14 protein-coding genes and 1 riboswitch are annotated in these 20060 nt (G+C 40.6%); of the genes, 1 reads left to right on the plus strand and 13 read right to left on the minus strand.

Annotation, left to right across the window (positions count from 1 at the left end; translation table 11 throughout):
• Window positions 1-25: 25 nt before the first annotated feature.
• The 4 genes from AUR67_RS02465 to AUR67_RS02480 form a co-directional block, all read right to left on the minus strand.
• Entirely contained in the window at window positions 26-1231 is a 1206-nt protein-coding gene (locus tag AUR67_RS02465) for an aspartate aminotransferase family protein (protein WP_058583979.1), read from the minus strand.
• Window positions 1232-1600: 369 nt separating this feature from the next.
• On the minus strand, window positions 1601-2761 hold the full coding sequence (locus tag AUR67_RS02470; protein WP_058584015.1) for an HDOD domain-containing protein: 1161 nt from the start codon (window positions 2759-2761) through the stop codon (window positions 1601-1603).
• Window positions 2762-2809: 48 nt separating this feature from the next.
• Window positions 2810-3388: an anthranilate synthase component II gene (locus AUR67_RS02475; protein WP_058583980.1), complete on the minus strand. Its 579-nt coding sequence runs from the start codon at window positions 3386-3388 to the stop codon at window positions 2810-2812.
• 85 nt (window positions 3389-3473) lie between these two features.
• Window positions 3474-3869, minus strand: coding sequence for an acyl-CoA thioesterase (locus AUR67_RS02480; RefSeq protein ID WP_054563476.1), 396 nt, complete (start codon window positions 3867-3869; stop codon window positions 3474-3476).
• A 36-nt stretch (window positions 3870-3905) separates the two neighbouring features.
• Here AUR67_RS02480 and AUR67_RS02485 point away from each other — a divergent pair, with 36 nt between their 5' ends.
• The gene (locus tag AUR67_RS02485) at window positions 3906-4610 is read left to right on the plus strand and encodes a 2OG-Fe(II) oxygenase (RefSeq protein ID WP_058583981.1); all 705 of its coding nucleotides are present in this window, start codon (window positions 3906-3908) and stop codon (window positions 4608-4610) included.
• A 138-nt stretch (window positions 4611-4748) separates the two neighbouring features.
• On the opposite strand, the gene AUR67_RS02490 is transcribed toward AUR67_RS02485, so the two are convergent.
• From AUR67_RS02490 to AUR67_RS02530, 9 genes are all read right to left on the minus strand, one after another.
• Complete coding sequence (locus AUR67_RS02490) at window positions 4749-5987, minus strand: cysteine desulfurase-like protein (RefSeq protein WP_058583982.1); 1239 nt, start codon at window positions 5985-5987, stop codon at window positions 4749-4751.
• Window positions 5988-5996: 9 nt separating this feature from the next.
• Window positions 5997-6629 carry a 2OG-Fe dioxygenase family protein gene (locus tag AUR67_RS02495; RefSeq protein ID WP_054552412.1) on the minus strand — a complete coding sequence of 211 codons (633 nt, stop codon included), beginning with the start codon at window positions 6627-6629 and terminating at the stop codon, window positions 5997-5999.
• 199 nt (window positions 6630-6828) lie between these two features.
• Window positions 6829-10833 carry a PKD domain-containing protein gene (locus AUR67_RS02500; protein WP_058583983.1) on the minus strand — a complete coding sequence of 1335 codons (4005 nt, stop codon included), beginning with the start codon at window positions 10831-10833 and terminating at the stop codon, window positions 6829-6831.
• Window positions 10834-10939: 106 nt separating this feature from the next.
• Entirely contained in the window at window positions 10940-11944 is a 1005-nt protein-coding gene (locus tag AUR67_RS02505) for a hypothetical protein (protein ID WP_055020885.1), read from the minus strand.
• Entirely contained in the window at window positions 11944-12885 is a 942-nt protein-coding gene (locus tag AUR67_RS02510) for a hypothetical protein (protein ID WP_054563470.1), read from the minus strand. Before AUR67_RS02510 ends, AUR67_RS02505 begins: the two co-directional genes overlap by 1 nt.
• A 212-nt stretch (window positions 12886-13097) precedes the next feature.
• Window positions 13098-15695, minus strand: coding sequence for a bifunctional aconitate hydratase 2/2-methylisocitrate dehydratase (acnB, locus tag AUR67_RS02515; protein WP_058583984.1), 2598 nt, complete (start codon window positions 15693-15695; stop codon window positions 13098-13100).
• A gap of 295 nt (window positions 15696-15990) precedes the next feature.
• Complete coding sequence (locus tag AUR67_RS02520; RefSeq protein WP_054563468.1) at window positions 15991-17061, minus strand: OmpA family protein; 1071 nt, start codon at window positions 17059-17061, stop codon at window positions 15991-15993.
• A 466-nt stretch (window positions 17062-17527) separates the two neighbouring features.
• A complete protein-coding gene (locus AUR67_RS02525; protein ID WP_058583985.1) occupies window positions 17528-18940 on the minus strand; it encodes a protein adenylyltransferase SelO in 1413 nt (470 codons plus the stop codon).
• Window positions 18941-18948: 8 nt separating this feature from the next.
• Window positions 18949-19644: a DNA-3-methyladenine glycosylase I gene (locus AUR67_RS02530; protein WP_058583986.1), complete on the minus strand. Its 696-nt coding sequence runs from the start codon at window positions 19642-19644 to the stop codon at window positions 18949-18951.
• Window positions 19645-19827: 183 nt separating this feature from the next.
• Window positions 19828-20024, plus strand: a riboswitch (Lysine riboswitch).
• The last annotated feature ends 36 nt before the right edge of the window (window positions 20025-20060 follow it).

Genomic DNA, 20060 nt, shown 5'->3' on the forward strand with positions numbered 1-20060 from the left:
GCTTGCCCTGAAATGACAGTTTCGTTTAGCCGTTAACGACTTTTGCAACTGCTTTTTCGAAACGAGCCATACCTTCGCGGATATCAGCTTCTGGAATTACAAGTGACGGAGTGAAACGAACAACATCAGCGCCAGCAACTAAAGACATAACGCCTTCTGCAGTACCAGCTACTAAAAACTCTTTTGCACGACCTTTGAATTGCTCTGTTACTACAGCACCAATTAATAGACCTTCGCCACGGATTTCAGTGAATACATTGTACTTTTCGTTAATCGCAGTTAGTAACTCGCGGAATAACGCTGACTTTTCTTTAACGCCGTTAAGTACCTCTGGTGTATTTACTGTGTCGAATGCAGCTTCTGCTACTGCACACGCAAGAGGGTTACCACCGTAAGTAGAACCATGAGTACCTACTTTTAAGTGCTTAGCAATATCAGTTGTGGTGATCATTGCACCGATAGGGAAACCACCACCTAACGCTTTTGCAGTCGTTAAGATATCAGGAGTTACATTTAAACCTTGATAAGCATAAAGCTCACCCGTACGGCCAACACCTGTTTGTACTTCATCAAAGATAAGTAGTGCATTATGCTTAGTACATAACTCACGAACACCTTCAACAAACTCAGCAGTTGGAGAAATGATACCGCCTTCACCTTGCAGAGGCTCCATCATTACTGCACACGTGCTGTCTGAGATAAGCGCTTCAAATGCTGCTAAATCGTTGTAGTCACAGTGAACGATATCACCAGGTTTTGGACCAAAACCATCAGAGTATGCAGCTTGACCGCCTACTGTTACTGTGAAGAAGGTACGGCCGTGGAAACCTTTGTTGAATGAGATAATTTGTGACTTTTGCTCACCAAAGTTATCAAGTGCAAAACGGCGTGCAAGTTTAAGTGCCGCTTCGTTAGCTTCTGCACCAGAGTTAGCAAAATATACTTTTTCAGCGAACGTTGCGTCAGTTAGCTTTTTAGCTAAGCGAAGCGCTGGCTCATTAGTCATTACATTTGATAAGTGCCAAATTTTTTCGCCTTGCTCTTTTAATGCACTTACAAGAGCTGGGTGACAATGGCCAAGACAGTTAACAGCAATACCACCAGCAAAATCGATAAATTCGCGACCTTCTTGGTCCCATACGCGAGAGCCTTCGCCTCGAACTGGAATAACACTTGATGGTGCATAGTTAGGAACCATTACTTGATCAAATAATTCGCGATTGACTGTCATTTTATATCCTCATAATTGTAAGCACACTCAGAGTAAGGTGGCGCTCTAAAGCTAAACTAAGCCATTTTACTTAGCCGATTGAGCTTAGCGCAAAATCACCAAAATTACTCTTTGGTTCAATTTTCATTCATCCATTATTCCAGAAAATTTTCGTCCTGTCTCTTAGAAAACTTTCATGTAGCCCTTGAAAATAAAGGGCTTGAGATATTTTTTCATGGATAGTGAATAACTATTTGAAGGCTATTTTTTGCTCTAAATACTATAAAAAGGCGTACGGCTAGTGAGCCAAGCAGAGGCTAAAGAGAAAAAATTTGTCGCTGCGGATTGATAAACAATGAATGAATAGTCGCAAAAAAATTAACAATTTTTTTAATTAATTTGAATATGAAAGCGATCAAAATTGCATTTTGCTAGCTGATCAAGCTCTTCTTTAGTGAAATCGAAGTGTGCAAACCAACGTTCGGTTTCGTCATTTTCGACTAGTTGATGCTCATTTAAACTTAAATACTGAGCGTAACAACGTGCTTTTAAAATCACCTTGGTAAGCGGCAAATACTCATCGTTTTTAGCTAAAGGTGTAGTTAACTGCTGCATTACCGCATTAAATGGCAAATACCTAAAAGCCATTTTCTCAATTACAGTGGCTGTTACCTTCATCGACTGCTTATTTAGCAAGGTGCTTAAAAATAAAGGATCCGGTTTTAGCTCTAATAAAGCTGTGTGTAGATCTTTCTTTTGCTCATCACGGGCTTTCGTTACTTGGCGCTGCCAAACTAACTCAAAAATACGAAGGTATATACGGACTAGCGCTATCTTACCCACGTCGAGTAGCATACCTAAGGTAAACGCGTGCACCTCATTTACACCATTTAATTTAGCAAGTTCTTGAGCAGCAATGGCACACGCCATTGAGTTATCACGAAGTCGACGTTTTAACAGCGGGAATGGCTCTGTACTGTGTGGCATCCAATGGCGTACCGCAAAGGTTGGCACGACAAACTTTAAGTTATCTAAACCAATGTAGCGCAGCGCTAACAGTGGGTTATCGACCTGAACTGAAGTGTGTTTATTACGTTGTTTTCTATAAAAAGGTAAATTCACAAACGCAACGAGCTCACGACCTAACCAACTCAAATCTTTAACTAACGGCTCTAGTCGACCTACTGAGGCCGAGCGCACAGCTAAAATATCTAAAATAGCAGGTACGCTATCTTGAATCCCTATAGTTTCATGAATTACTGAATCAATGTCTTCAAGCTGCTTATGCATGGCAGCCTCAATCACTTGGTGTAATTGCTTGCTCGCCTGTGCACGGTATTTATGGTGAGCTGTGCTGCTCTTTTGACGTTTTTTCTCAGCAGCAACTTCTACTTCTAATAGAGTTCGCTGTTCCATTGATTCGCCATAATCAATTTCGAGAGTGTGAATATAGCCAATTTGACGCTGTGCAAAACTGTGACCAAGCAAAAGATCGTGCGCGCGCTCATTAAGCACCATCGCAGTCCTTTGTTGTCGGTTTTCTTCGGTCATTTGCACAGGCGTATTGTCGGTCATATTTGTTAATTCACTAGCCTAAGGTTAGAAGCGAGTTAAAAAGTTAGCAAGTAATTCAAGCCCTTGTTGGGTCAAAATTGCTTCGGGGTGAAATTGCACTCCTTCAAGTGCTAAATCATTATGCATGATCCCCATAATTTCATCAAAATCAGAATTTTGTTCTGTCCATGCGGTAATGCTGAAGTCACTAGGCAGACTTTGTTTATCCACCACTAAAGAATGGTAGCGGCATACCGTCAGCGGATTTGCCAAACCGTTAAACACACCTTGATTGGTATGCTTAACTAACGAGGTTTTACCATGCATCACTTGCTTTGCACGAATAACATCAGCACCTAGAGCCTGAGCAATAGTTTGGTGACCTAAGCAAATACCAAGAATTGGCAACTGGCCTTTCAGTTGTTCAACCACTTGCAAAGAAATACCCGCTTCGTTTGGTGAACATGGCCCAGGCGATAGTACGATGTGCTCTGGGTTAAGTTGTTTAATCTCAGCAATGCTGATCTCATCGTTTCGTTTAACTAATACATCTTGGTCTAAGCGCTGAAAATATTGCACTAGGTTGTATGTAAACGAATCATAATTGTCGATCATTAACAGCATTGCGTGTAACCCAAAATTACTCAGTCAAAATAATGAAGGCGCATTTTACCCCAAGCGTTCATAAATGTCGGCAAAAAATGGGGGATTACTCAGCGATTAAATGCGCTGTAAGGTCAGCCCTTTCTTGCTCATTAAGTTTTTGCGAACATTTATTTGCGAAGTCATAACGTACTAGTACGGTTTTACCAACGGCACAGCAGTTATCTTGCTGCCAGGCCTCTTGGCGCAGTACAAATGAACTAGAGCCGATGTGCTCAACACTTGTTTTCACTGTGACATCGTGACCATAAAACAACTCACCCACAAAGCTTACTTCAACCTTAGCAATGATCAGTTTCCACTCATAAGGGTTTAAATCGGGCGTAAAAAACCTGAAAATAGGCGCTCGGGCGGCTTCAAACCATACAGGGAGTACGGTATTGTTGATGTGCCCTAGCACATCTGTTTCGCTAAAGCGTGGTGTGATAGTTTCAGTAAACATAGTAACCCTATAAAAAATATAAACTAAAGGTAGCTCATGACGGACTTTATTCGCGTATACGAAAACGCCCTCAGCAAAGAATTTTGCGACAACTTTATCACGGTATTTGAACAAAGCCCGCATTTAAAACAAGGCATTACCTCAGGCGGAGTAGATTTAGCGAAAAAAGACAGCCGCGATTTATACCTTAATAACCACCCTGAATACGCTGAGCAACTAAAGCATATTCAACAAACGACTGCGGGTTACGTCTTCAAATACCTTGAAGAGCATATTTTTATGATGATTGGTGCCTTTGGTTTAAAGGTTTACCATCCGCAAACGGGCAAACCTGTTGACCTAACACAAGATAACTTTGAAGAAGTCGGCAAACCACAATTGCCATTACTCGTGCAGCAAATTTTCCGCATGGGTCCAATTCAAGCACAGAAATACGATATCAATAAAGGTGGCTACCCTTATTGGCATAGCGAGGTATACCCGCAAGCTGGCCACAACGAAGCTCTGCATCGTGTGCTGTTATTTATGTTCTATTTAAATGATGTAGAAGAAGGTGGTGAAACTGAGTTTTACTATCAACAACGAAAAATATCACCTACACAGGGTTCTATGGTCGTAGCACCGGGCTATTTTACCCACACGCACCGTGGTAATAAGCCTATTTCAAATGACAAGTATATTTTAACCTCGTGGGTCTTATTCAACCGCGCGGAACAAATATATGGCCAACCACAATCCTAATGCTAAGCGGTAATAATCTAAGCTAAAGCTATTAGTAGAAGGAGTGCAACGTTTGATGTCGCGCTTTTTGTTAGCATAAAAAAGCAGCCACTTGGGCTGCTTAAAACTTATAGCTTATAGCTTAATTAAAGCTCAGCTTTAATCTGCTAGTAATTGATCAAATAAATCAAAAACCTTATCAAGCTCTTCAATTGTGTTGTAATGCATACAACCAATGCGTACTACGCCCCCGGTTTCTAATACACCTAGCTGCTTACATAAGCCTTGAGCGTAGAAGTTACCGTCCCACACACAAATATGTTGCTTACCTAAAAATTCAGACACAACACGTGGCTCGATGCCTTCAAAAGTTAAAGCAAAAGTCGGTGTGCGATAAGCTATACGCTCTAGATCATCAATACCAAATAACTTGATGCGTGGGTAATCTGCTAAACGAGATAAAAAGTGCTTACTTAATGTCATTTCGTGCTGTTTAGTCATAGCAAATGCAGCAGCTAATTTTTCTCGGCGTGAATGAGTATCATCAAGCTCACTAATTGCAGCAATGTAATCAACAGCAGCAATTAATCCAGCTAGCGCTTCAAAGCTTTGTGTACCCGTTTCCCAGCGACCTGGCGCAACATCTTTTGCAGGTTCAACTTTATATGGTGTGAAACCTTCAAGATGCTCACGTTTGCCATAGACAATACCAAGGTGAGGACCAAAGAACTTATATGCAGAGCAGGCTAAGAAGTCACAATCAAGTGCTTGTACATCAACCAATTCATGAGGTGCGTAATGAACGGCATCAACATACACTAGCGCACCAACAGCATGTGCAAGCTCAACGATGCGTTTAATGTCATTAATTGAACCTGTCGTGTTCGACGCATACGTCACTGCAACAAGCTTTGTTTTGCTAGATAAAAGGCTTTCAAAGTGTGCCATATCTAGGCTGCAATCAGCTTCGTTGATAAGGGTAGTTTTTACTGTCGCGCCTTTATCTTCAGCAGCTTGCTGCCAAGATGATACGTTTGAGAAGTGATCGGCATTGGTGACGATAATTTCATCATCAGCAGTCCAATCACGCGAGATGGCACGGCTAAAGCTAAACGTTAAGCTTGTCATATTTGCACCAAACACGATTTGCTCTTTAGATGGCGCATTTAATAAATCGGCTGCAGCTTGGCGCGCATTTGCCATTAACTCTACCGTTTTATCACTTGAGAAAAATGCACCGCCTAAGTTTGAGTTGTAGTAACCCAAATATGCACTCATAGCGCTTAGCACTGACTGTGGTACTTGCGAGCCTCCCGGACCATCAAGGAAAATCGGTGACTGACCTGCAACTTGTTGCATAAGTGCAGGAAATTGGCGACGTAATTGCGTTAAGTTCATGATTTACCCTTACGCAGTTAGTACGAAGCAATCAAGGTAACCTTCTTTGCTTGCATCTAATTTATTCATTGGTGTAGCGTTGTGCCATACTTCACGGTCATTAATCAGTGCGAACATGCCGTCTTTGATTTCCATTTTGAAACATGGCTCAGCTTGTTGGTGTTCATAAACAAGCAACTCACCACCTTCTAGGTTTTCGTGTGATACACCACATACGCATACGTGATCAAAACCATCTTGGTGAACACCTTCTGGCGCAGCTGGTGTGTCACTGTCGATCGCAAGCATTCTGAATTGGTGAATTTCAATAACGCGATCATCGCTGATACCCGTCATATCACGGAACTGATTAACGATTTGCTTCATGCCATCAGTCGCTAATAAGCTATCTTCTAGATTTTCATAAGTACGCTCAACATTACCTTGGAATGTATTGATTGAGTCATCTTGCACGAATGCTTTTGTTGGTTGTAGTTTTAATTCACCATCAACAACTTTAATTACTGAATAACGACGCTTACGAAATTCACCATCTGCGTATGGGTTAGCAGGTAGGTTAGCAAAAGAAGGCTTAACTGCGTCAATGTGCGCTTGGCTTACAAAACGAAGTTGTAGAAGGTTCTGGTTGTTTAATGTAGTCATTTCGATCTCGCCTTAATACGTTGAGAATATTGGCGAGGATTTTAATTCAATTAGCAGGGAATATTTGCGTTTTTATGTAAACCAGCAAGGTTTATTGGATAATTTTAAGATCGTTATAGACATTTTTTAGAATATTTAATCTAAAAAATAAAAACAGCCACAAATGTGGCTGTTTTAGGTTGCACAATTTACGACAAGTTTAATTGCTCATAGAAAGGGAAACTTGATCTTGTGACTGGCAACTATTGCCTGCTAAATACTTACAGAAAACGAGTTCGGTGCGATTGTTGCTTATAAGCTCAAGCAGCGTGTCTTGGCCATTTTCAATAAATGACAATTTACCATCAACCAATTGAACACCCGTGATGCTTTGATCTCCAATCGTCAGTAAGTAATCGTAAGACTGACTATTTTCATTATAATCCTGCTCACTTAATGACCATGTTGTACCATCGCTTTCATATAAAGTGAAACTATATAAGTCGTAGTCGTAGAATTTATCAACTGCTGTTGAAGTAGCATAATCATGTACATATAGATGTGCAGATGATTTTTCTAGCACCCCAGTACCATTATCATCGAACGCCACAGTACGCTCGACAAAATAGCGGGCTCCATCAATAGCAATCAGCTTGTAAACAAACTCACCATAAATGTAACATGTATCCAAGCTAGTATCACAGAAGTCAGTTGTTTCCCAACCTCCTGAGCTAGTATCTACATAAAGCCTTCTAATATAGCGGTTATTAATAAAGCTTCCTTGATATGAACTTGTTCCAAAGGTAAAGAAGATTTCACCATCGTCATAAATTTGGATTTCAGCCCAATGCGAATCAATATCATGACCCTCTCTGAACTGATGACGACCAGAAAAATTACTTACATTAATGGCTACTTCATTGCGTTTAACAAACATGCCTGCATCAACATAGTCCCCCTCGTTATCATTACCCTTATCTAAAAATTGGTAACCAACGTTGATGTTTTTAGTAAAATAGAGTGTATCTGTTGAATTATCACTGCTGTGATTAAGTACTAAATTGCTATCAATGATCTGCCAACTAAACGTATCTTGCTCATCACTCAAAATATCTATGTAAGAGCCTGTTCCATCAGCATTGATCTGCATATTTAATAGCACTCCTCCTTGTTCAGCGCTTACAGCCCATTGCCCTACGACATCATCACTAACAATGGCAATTTCATCGCCATCAGAAAATGCATAAACATTGGAACTTTCAGTACTAGTATTCACTAAAACGTCATTCTCATAATAGCTATATTCAACTGTTAGCCAATGCCAATTAAGCCCTTTTTCTGCCATTGGCATTAATTCAGCGTAACTAATCTCCGTGCGATATTGAACCTCTGTCATGCCATCAGGGAAAGAGATATATTCTTCCACGACAATACTATCGATAGGTGATAACTCAATGTGATCATCAACTTCATACCAGTTGATATTTGAACTACCGTTGAGAGTTACAGCGCCAGTGTTATCTGCATTTAGTAATAAGCCCAAGGCTGGTGCATTATATAAATCACTATTATTTAAAATATACTCGCCAGCGGCTAATAATGCAGGTTTAAATGTTGCTGTAATTTCGCAATCAGCACCTGTGGTATAGACAAGGTAATAAGCTCCTTCGATATATCCCTCGCATCCTGTAATTTCGTCAACAACATACCCTTCATCAGGGCTAATTACGAAAGACGCGTATTGGTACCAATACGAAGTTTGACTGCTAGGTGAGAGACTACCATTCTGAGATGGGTTTACTGTTAACGTTACTTTAGGGCGCTTAGGTAAGTAGCTAATCTGCGTATCAGCTGAACAACTGCTTCCTTGCTGATATCGGCAAATAGTAACAGCATTTTCATCCGCAGAAACCAGCTCAACAAACCACGTATTGCCATCAACTTGATAGCTTAATACGCCATCATTGAACGTTGCTATATGCTCAACACCATCAAAACGGACAACATACTCTTCTTCACCTAAATCATTGTATTGAATGTAAATAGCATCTGTAGAGCTATCATCTTTGTAAAGAGAAATCGCACCATCTAATAGCTCTTCAGTAAAAGCTGAGTATGACAAGTCTTTACTATATTCATAAATGAATACCGATTTAACTTCATCATATGCCTCACCAGCCATAGTGTAATAAGTTAGCGTTCTAATTATGTAGTAGGTGCTACCAACGATATTAATGAATTCATGTTGCATTTCACTTTCAAGGTAACAGTCATCAGCAAAGCCATCACAACTTGAAACAAGACCATATGTTTCTGAATAAAAACGTTTTCTAGAGAAGTTGCCATCTTCAATATGACCTTGGAAACTTGAATTACCTAAACCAATAGCAACACTACCATCAGGATAAATATTCAAATCATAAGATTGAGACGTACCAACAAAACCATGCCAACGACCAATAATATCCTCATTGGTTGTTGTTACATTCGCTTTTTTAACCATTAAGCCTGTTAATGTATTACTTGGCTCATCAAAACTAGTGTCTAATGCAACCACTTGGTAGCCCGCAGAGAGAGCTTTTGTAAACCAAAACTCAATTAACCCAGTTTCACCGTTTTCATCATAACTAATAGATAACTTAGTATCATTGAGCTCCCAACTAAATACCTCAGTACTCTCACCCGTTACATCCCCTGTACCATCGGCATAAAAGCGCAAAGTTTCAGGTTCATCATCAGATGACGCAGAATCATAATCATTGTCTCTTAGGTCTAAAACCCATGTGTTTTCGGTTAACTCTGTAGTATTTAGTGCTATTGTTTTAGCTTTATCAATCAGGTTAGTTGTATAGGTTCGAGTAATTGAAGGTTCCACAACGGGTTCACTACCATTTTGGTAGTCCAATGTTCTTTGTGTGGTTTGAGTCACTTCAATCGTTCTGAAAACCTCATTTTCTGCTAAAACTTGAAAACTAATATCTGTTAATTTTGTTTGCCCAATATAAGATTCATTGCCATCGTTATATTCATCAGTATAAGTCACTACACTATTTGCTAGTGCTAAGGTATACACCCCTGATTCTTTACTCATTGTCAGTGTTGAGCTTGTATTTGCATTAAGTTCACCTGTACCGTCACTTGCCAGAACAAGGTGATATGCATCATTGTTATAATAACGAGGTGAGTTAACTATAAAATCACCGACAATAGGCTCATCGCTATCAGAAACTAAGTTTTCATCTTTTTTAATTTCTTCTTTCGTCTCTTCAATGAGATCTGGATCTTTCTCATTTACTTCATCTTCAAAATTCTTAGCGATATCTTCGTCACTGACAAGATCGAGTGTGCTTTCGACGCCTTCAGGGAGAACATAATCTGCATTATCCACGATGATTTTGATGAGAGTTGCCAATAAGATCTTTTCGTCAGCATCAACATTTAGCAGTGCTGCGTTTAGCTCTTCGACTGATTGAGGCTCTTCATTATTACGCGTTAAAAGCGCATATTCTGCGGTCGTTACATTCGTGATGTTGACGCCAAAGTTGTCTTCACTATCAAGCGTATTATCCTCACCAGCCTGTTCCAATAACGCTTGAATTGAGCTTAGCTGTGAAACAAAAACAACCCCAGGATTGGTGCTATCAAGACCTTTTGCTTTAACCAGCACAAGCTTATCACTTGCAGATTCGTCCACTACAAGCTCTATCGAATAGCGCCCGGTTTGATCTGCATTGACCGAAAAGATGTCACTACCAACATTAATCTCTAACTCTGCATTAGCGATTGGCTGATCCGTTACTATCCCGGTAATTGTCACTGTTGATACATTTCGTTTAAATATAACACTATGCTTTGCTGAAGCTGTTGCCCCATCGTTATCGGTTACAGTGACAGTGAAATTAACCGTTGTATCAGCGTCTATATCGGGTGTTTGAAAAGTAGCTTCAGCACTCGTTAATCCATCACTTTGTACAAAGTCAAAACTAGCATCAGATGTCCAACTGTAAGAGGCAATGCTACCGTCACTATCTGTGGCAGCAGCACTTAATTTAAAAGAAGTCTGCTCTGCACCTTCTGATTCGGCACTAATAGTAACTGTTGGACTTTGATTAACGGGGTCTACAGGATCTGGTTTAGTTTCAGAGTCACTACCTCCACCTCCCCCACACCCAACTAAAAATAAGGTACCAATAACTGCAGCCAACAGCCGCTTATGAATTAACATACATACTCCATTATATTCACTTATAGCAGGGAAATTCTTAGCCATGTAAACGCTAAATCCCTTAACGTTGATAAAAAGCCACAGCGAACTGTGGCTCTTGGTTTACTCAATTAATTGCTTTTCTTACTTGTTGAAGCTGCTCCTGAAAAGAGAGGCCTCTCAGATCACCCAAACCAGCAGCCATGGTCAATGCATAAATTTCACTTTCTAGACTCAGCATGTGCGCTTCAACAGTGTCTTTATCAATAGCCGATTTTTGGGCTAAGTACTCAGCATAGAGACTATTAATACGATCGATTTGTAATGACAATAAAGCAGCTTGTTGTTTAATTTGCTCGTACTCACGATAGTTAGCTTTACTAAATGTTTCACCTTGCTCTAATTGTTTTCGAACGTCCTGATAAACTGTCGGAAATATATCGACTTTTTTTGAGTTAGCTAGCCCATAAATTTTTTCGATATACTGAGAGAAATAAAACTGTACAACGGCGTCTTTTTCTAAATCAATGAGTTGCTCTAATAGCTTAGGTACATACTCAGCAACTTGCTGCTCTTGCCCGTCAATGAGCATTTCCTTTAATTGTTGATGTTGCTTATCGAGCTCTCGATAACGCTTTTCATAAGATGTTTCAGCATCCAATTGATCTAAAATGGCAAACTCATCTCTAATTGGCTGTAAAACCGATGTGATCCTTTGCTTGGCAAGCTGCGCTTCAGTAACCAAGGAAATGACCTCCTGACTTTGAGACATGACTTCATCTGCAACCGTGTCAGATGAGAACAGTGACGCACTTTTTAAAGCATGTTCAGGAGCTAAACGCAGTTCATTAAACTCAGGCTCAAGCACCGCCCAAACTTTACGAGCCTTAGCTACACGCTCCTCATCAAATTGCGCTAAGTTCTCCGTATCTATTTGGTTATAAGCTGTCAGTGCTTCTTGGAAAACACTTTGGGCTTTTTCATAGGCTGCCTGTATTTGTTCGGGGGTCGCCTGTTCTTCTCCTGTAATACTACTCGCAAGAGAACCTAAATCTTGCTGAACAGAATCAATGGTTTTACACCCTGATAAAGAGAATAAAAGTAATGAGCTAATTATGGCGAACTTGTTCATTAATAGCTCCACTGCAAACCAACTGCAAAAGACACATTACTATATTCAACTTCAGGCACGCGCAGACGTTGACCATTTTCAAGATTCTTAGTCACTATATCGCGAGATTTGTATTGCGCATCAATACCGCCCATTAACGCAATATGTGACATTATTTGATAACGTAGCCCGACTCGCCCTAACACACCCCAGCCATTAAAACTGTCGGTTAATGTAGTTGTTTCAAATTGAGTATTTTGAATTTCAGAGTACATGGGTGTACTCAATTCAGCTTCTGCATACCAGCTGTACTTATTAAAACTGTCTTTTAAACGACTATCGTAACGGGCACCTAAAGTAAGCAAGATACCCATTTGATCTTCTGACACAGAGACCACGGGGCGTAGCTGAGAGTTATAATCTTGTTGGTCGCCCACATTGTTCGCGTTATTCATACCCGGTAAGGTAAAACGAGCGGGGTTATCTGGATCATCTGAGATAGCAATCAGTGCCTCATCAAATGCCGCTGCACCTGGTTGCACAAAAGCAAAATTTGAGCGTGTAAAACTAGAAGTAAAAAACTTAGTGCCTAAAGTAAACTGTATGGCTTTTGAAAAATTATAAGCACCTTTAAAACCGATCTCATTCGCTTTTGTTTTAAATGCATTTTCTTGAATATCGCCAAACTCTGCCAAATGCCAAGTTTCAGTTTCAATTTCAGTAGAAATTGTTGCAGCACTTTCAATATAGAATCCCCAATCATCATCAATCCCTGTGTATGATATCTGTCGTATTGCGGGATTGGTCACATCAATTGACTGGCTCAACTTGCCAAACCCTGCTACATCATTGAGAGTCTCACTATAGCTAATCGTTTCAAAACCGAGTCGGACTTCACTAAAAGAGGGGTTAACAGCAAGAGCCGAACCACTAAGGGGGAGTAAAAGAAGAAGTGCTTTCATTGTTCAATTCCTTGATTTGCAAAATCTATGCAGCCAAGAAATGATGTCCGCCTTCCTTGGTTACAACATTAAACACAAAGTTACAACTGTTAACTTTTAACAATAATCAGTGTAGACAAATGTATTAATTTTACAAACCAAACTGAACAAAAACTTAATAAAAAAGCCCGCTAGGTGCGGGCTTTTATACTAGTAAATTTAATTATTACTAATTATACAGCTTGCTGAACGATCACTTGGTCTGCCTTTTTAGTGTATTGAGGCATACGGTGGAAGTTCAGGTAACGATAAGTATCAGCTGCAGTTGCATTGATCTTATCTGAATACTCTTGGTACTCAGCAGGTGTAGGTAATTTACCTAAGATTGCCGCTACTGCTGCAAGCTCAGCTGATGCTAAGAATACGTTAGCGCCAGTACCTAGACGGTTAGGGAAGTTACGCGTAGAGGTAGATACAACAGTTGCTTTATCAGCAACACGTGCTTGGTTACCCATACATAGTGAACACCCTGGAGTTTCGATACGCGCACCTACGCGACCAAAGATACCGTAGTAACCTTCATCAGTAAGCTGGTCTTTATCCATCTTCGTTGGTGGTGCAACCCAAAGTTGAGTTGGGATACGGCCACTGAAACCATCTAGTAGTTTACCTGCAGCACGGAAGTGACCGATGTTAGTCATACAAGAACCGATGAATACTTCGTCGATTTTCTCGCCTGTTACGTCAGAAAGAAGACGTGCATCATCTGGGTCATTTGGAGCACAAAGGATTGGCTCTTTAATTTCTGCAAGATCGATTTCGATTACATGCTTGTACTCTGCATCAGCGTCAGCTTCCATAAGTTCAGGGTTAGCTAACCACTCTTGCATTGCATTGATACGACGCTCAATAGTACGAACATCACCGTAACCTTCAGAGATCATCCATTTAAGCATTACGATGTTTGACTCTAGGTATTCAGCGATAGACTCTTTAGAAAGTTTAACTGTACAACCTGCAGCTGAACGCTCAGCTGACGCATCAGAAAGCTCGAAAGCTTGCTCAACTGTTAGGTGCTCAACACCTTCGATTTCTAGTACACGACCAGAGAATTCGTTGATCTTACCTTTCTTCTCAACAGTAAGAAGACCTTCTTTAATACCGTAGTAAGGGATAGCATGTACTAGATCACGTAATGTGATACCTGGCTGCATTTCACCTTTGAAACGTACTAAGATTGACTCAGGCATATCAAGAGGCATTACACCAGTTGCTGCTGCGAATGCTACCGCACCTGAACCCGCTGGGAATGAAATACCTAGAGGGAAACGAGTATGCGAGTCACCACCAGTACCTACTGTATCTGGTAATAACATACGGTTTAACCATGAGTGGATTACACCGTCACCTGGACGTAGTGATACACCACCACGGTTCATGATGAAATCAGGAAGTGTGTGGTGAGTGTTTACGTCGATTGGCTTAGGATAAGCTGATGTATGACAGAAAGACTGCATTGTTAGATCTGCAGAGAAACCTAAACATGCTAGATCTTTAAGTTCGTCACGCGTCATAGGACCTGTTGTATCTTGCGAACCAACAGTTGTCATTTTCGGCTCACAGTATTGGCCAGGACGTACGCCAGGCATGTTACATGCTTTACCAACCATCTTCTGAGCTAATGTGAAGCCTTTACCAGAATCAGTTACAAGAGCAGGCTTACGGAAGATATCTTCAGCTTCCATACCTAGTGATGCACGCGCTTTATCAGTTAAACCACGACCGATGATTAGTGGAATACGACCACCAGCACGCACTTCATCAAGAATTACGTCTGATTTAAGAGAGAAAGTAGAGATTACTTCATCAGTACCGTGACGCTTAACAACACCTTCGTATGGGAAGATATCGATTTGGTCACCCATGTTTAGCTCATCAACAGGTAGTTCAATTGGTAATGCACCAGAGTCTTCCATTGTGTTGAAGAAGATAGGAGCGATTTTACCACCTAAACATACACCACCAACGCGTTTGTTTGGTACGTGAGGAATATCATCACCCATGAACCAAAGTACAGAGTTAGTTGCAGATTTACGAGAAGAACCCGTACCAACTACATCACCAACGTATGCAAGAGGTAAACCTTTCGTTTTAAGCTCTTCTAGTTGTGAGATTGGACCAACTTCACCTGGTTTTTCAGGATTGATACCATCACGTTCGTTCTTCAGCATTGCTAAAGCGTGTAGTGGAATATCAGGGCGAGACCATGCATCTGGTGCAGGAGAAAGGTCATCTGTATTTGTTTCGCCAGTTACTTTGAATACGGTAACTGAGATTTTTTCAGCAACTGCAGGCTTGTTTACAAACCATTCTGCATTTGCCCAAGATTCGATTACTTGCTTAGCAAATTCGTTACCTGCTTTCGCTTTTTCTTCTACATCATAGAAAGCATCGAACATTAATAATGTGTTTGATAAACCTTTAACAACGATCGGCGCTAACGCTTCGTCATCTAGAAGATCAATCATAGGTGCGATGTTGTAACCACCTAGCATAGTACCAAGTAGCTCAGCTGCTTTTTCTTTTGATACAAGTGGAGAGCTCGCTTCACCTTTTGCAACTGCAGCTAAGAAACCTGCTTTGATGTAAGCAGCATCATCAACACCTGGTGGTACACGGTTAACTAGAAGATCAACGATAAACTCTTCTTCGCCTGCCGGTGGGTTTTTGATTAATTCAATAAGATCAGCCGTTTGCTGAGCATCTAATGGCGCTGGTACGATACCTAACGCGGCACGTTCTTCTACGTGTTTACGATATTCTTGTAGCACAATATTGCCCTCTTGGTGACGTGAAAGTACTCGGTAGTATTAAGCTAAATACCAATTAAGACCCAGTACCTTTAGTATTCTGACAGTTAATTATAAAGCTTTTAAGTATAGATGAAAATCCATGCTGTAAGTAAGGAGTTTAATATTCACTATAAGTAGCATGAATAGTACTAGAAAAAAACTCTATTCAAATGAATATTTATTAAGAATCATTCCTATCTACTTACTTTATAGGTTATAAAAATGAAAAAACCCAGCACAAGGCTGGGTTTTCAAATTTGCGTAAAGGGTTAGATTAACGCTCTACTTTTACACGCTCAATTACAGTTACTTTCGCTTCAACACGACGGTTTTCAGCGTGAGCTTCTGGCGTATTTGCTGGGTTTTTAAGGCGCTCTTCACCTAAACCAACAGTAGTAAGACGCATTGGGTCAATACCGTCTTCGATTAGTTTCTTAGCAACAGCATCAGCACGTTTCTTAGATAACCACTTGTTGTAGTCAGCTTTACCTACTGATGAAGTGTGACCTTCAAGTACTACGTCAGTACCTGGGTGCTCTTTTAAGAACTTAGCAGCGCGGTCAATATCATCTAAGTATTGTTGAGATACTTTAGAAGTGTTGTTAGGGAACGTGATTAGTAAGCTCTTAGTTACTTCACGATCTTCATATAATGTACAGCCAGTACCATCAACAGCGTCAGTCATTGGCGTGTTTGCACATTGGTCATCAGCATCAGGGATGTTATCGCCATCGCTATCAACTGGCTCAACCGCAACAGGAACAACTGTTGGAGCAGGTTCAACTGGCTCAGAAGCTGAGCTTTGCGCACCAAAGATATAGCTTAGGCCTAATTTAGCGCCAACATCTGTGTAACCACGGTCAAGACCTTGGTATAAAGATGTTTCAGCGTTAAACGCGAAGTTATCTGTGAAGTAGTGTTGGTAACCAGCACCTACGTTTGCGAACATTAGATCTTCGTCAACCGCATCAAGATTTTTAAGACCGAAAATACCGTAGAATGGACCACCACCTAAGTGATATAAAGCGTCAATACCGTAACGTTTTCCACTTTCAGTACCGCTAACAGAAGTACCGTCATTTAGATCAGCTTTCCAATCGAAGTCCATGTCAGCATATTCTAAACGAGCGCTCCAGTAATCACTAAAACGGTAACCTAGCTCTAAACCCCAACCTGTAGAGTCATCAACATCAAGGCCACCTGGAGTGTAGTCGCGGACATTTTCCCAAGAATTATCATAGTAGTCGCCAAATGCGCCGATGTAGAAACCTTGCTTTTCGGCAGCGAAGCTTGAAGCACTAGTTGCAGCAAGTGCTAAAGCAATAGTAAGTGATTTTAATTTCATTGTTTCCTTCCCATTTTCACAATTAAAATTGTAGCTAAGTCAAACCAGCTCAATCAGTTTAAACAGAGTAGTCGACTAATAGTTAATCAAAACTTAACGAACTCGGTACAGAACAAAAATCTTGCCGAGTAATTTCAGTCAATTACCCAAATAATAGGTTATCTAAATAACTTTGCGTAACAATGCCTTTAGATCGCTTTGTTATGATTAGGTGAAAGTCGATTCAGCCTAATCTACTGACTTCAAAACCGATAAAAGTCCATTCCCAATTACATTATTATATTGGTTATTTTTAAATCAACAAGTTGAAAGCAACTTTATTTGTAAATTTTCGTTAAAAAGCAAAACTTTAGTGCTATTTTATTGATATAAATCATAACACTGGCAGCTAACTTGCTCAATCAACGAACACTCAGATTTAAAAAAATGAGCATTTACAATTGTTATCAACCATAAAGATTAACCCTTAAGTACCACAAAAAGTTTGGTAATTACAATCACCTTCCTTCGGAGGTTGATACCATGCTGCAAACTCTTCCTCATACTCATATGGTTTTTGAATAACTTTTAAAAACTCATTGATTGATGAACTAGATCCTGTCTTTTCATACTCAGCCAAGATCATTTCAATATTATGATTACGGGGAATGACTGCAGGATTAACAGCTCGCATTGTGCTGTAACTTTCAGCTGATGTTCTGAGCCTCCATTTTGAAACCCATTCTTTTAAATTAGAATCTATAACAAAGTCTTTCACTAAAGATTCAGTAAGTGCATTAAAAGTATTGGTGTAATCAAGTTGGTGTTGCTTCATTAACCCCAGTAACTCTGAAACTAAAGCATGATCGCCTTCTTGCTGACCAGCTAAGCCTAATTTCTGCAGCCACATAGTATTAAATGCATCATTAAATTTAGCAGCAAAACCATTCACAACCGGTGAGAGTTGCTCAACGGCAGCATCTTGATCAGCAAATAAAGGGATTAAGCTTTCAGCTAAACGCGCAATATTCCAATTGGCAATATTCGGCTGATTAACAAATGCATAGCGCCCTTGATGGTCAATCGAACTAAACACCGTGTCTAAGTCAAACTGATTCATCATTGCGCAAGGACCATAGTCAATGGTTTCACCACTAATCAAGGTATTATCGGTATTCATAACGCCGTGTATAAAGCCAATTCGCATCCAGCTGATAACGAGCTCAATTTGCTTATCTAGCACGGCGGTTAAAAATTCAATATAACGCTGCTCACCCGTACTGCTAATGTCAGGAAAGTGGCAATTAATTGCGTAATCAACGAGCTTTTCTAGCCCTTCTATATCACCTTGTGTAGCTAGGTATTGAAATGAGCCAACACGGATATGACTCTTAGCTAAGCGAGTGACAACTGCACCCGGACGAGGTGGCTGGCGATATACCGTTTCGCCAGTTGTAACTACAGCTAAACAACGCGTAGTCGCGATACCAAGCGCATGAAGTGCCTCACTCATGATGTACTCACGTACAGCCGGACCAATTGCACAGCGACCATCACCACCACGAGAGAATACAGTTGCTCCTGCGCCTTTTAGCTGTAAGTCCCACAATGTGCCATCTTGATCTGCAATAGCGCCAAGCAAATGCGCTCTGCCATCACCAAGGCGCGGTGAAAAATGACCAAATTGATGACCTGAGTAACCAAGTGCAACCGGTGCAACATCTTTATCTATTGTTGAACCAGATAGCAATTTAGCTAAAAATTCGCTGTCGTGGTTAATCGCAAAATTATCAGCGAGCTTGTCATTGAATAGCAGTAATTGCGGCTTAGCAACGGCGCTAGGCATATCTTTAATAGCAAGCAGCTCACTAATATCTGTGTATCGGGTTTGCAGTTTCATAACTGTCCTTAAGATGTCGCTACACCTACACGATTATCGCCTACACCATAGGCCACTAGTTGGCTTAGTGCCTGCAAGCTATAACCACTTTGCTGTTGTAATTCATTGAAGAAGTCTTGCGCCGCTTGTAATGACTTTTTAGTTTGTAAGCCGCCATCAATCAACTCATGGGCACGCAAGTAGGCTTCTACATCGCGAGAAAGCAAAAAGGTATCTTTACCAAGCGCTCGCAAAGCGTACGGGCCAGTATTTCCCCCTAAACGCGCACCATGCTTTTTAAGATAGGCCCACAAACCAATAATATTGTCAGTTGGCCAATCTGCAATAAACTGGCTAAAACTGCCATGTTTCTCGGCAACTTCGTGGATCATGTACGCATTTTCTGGGATCGTTTGTACTTTTTTAAAATTACGAACAATTCGCTCATCACTGGCTTTTTGCTCAAGCATATCTGGCGGCATCATCAACAACTTTTCTACGCTGAAATCCCAAAACACATCACGAAAACCAGCCCATTTATTATTGATAACAGACCAATAAAAACCGCTTTGAAAGACTTTACGCGTAAACTCTTCTAACCATAAATCGTCATGCATTTTGGCAATATCAGTATCATCGAGCGGGTTTGATAACAATGCATGCAGCATTTCTTCGCTGCCTTTTCGAGATACGGCTCGCTGATAAATATCGTTAAATTTTTCCATCATTTTTCCAATTTATTTGGTTAACGCTAAGTGTACGTAAAAACACGCTTATACGTAAGCATGTTGCAAAATCGGTCACTAAAAAACAAATCCTTCGCCTTGACACCTAGATGGCTAAAATGCTTTAATCGCCGCCAATACCCTATTTAACTATGTTGGCTTTAACCTTTAAAGCGAGCATAAAGGGCTGGAAGAGGTGCGTTATTCAGGTAGCGTATGGGAAGAGCACAGACTCTGTTGATCATACGTGAGGGGAATTAACGCCGAGAAGTAACACCGTTTGTGAGGTGCTTATTTCGGGCGACTGGGCTGAATCCCAGCGACTGTCACCAACAATAGCAAAGCGCTATTGATTAGTTTGGTGGAGAGCTTCTGGTCTTAGTATAATAAGGCCTTCGCGTCTTTATTATTTTAAG

This window comes from Pseudoalteromonas sp. XI10, from assembly GCF_001469895.1.
In the GTDB taxonomy this organism is placed as follows: Bacteria; Pseudomonadota; Gammaproteobacteria; order Enterobacterales; family Alteromonadaceae; genus Pseudoalteromonas.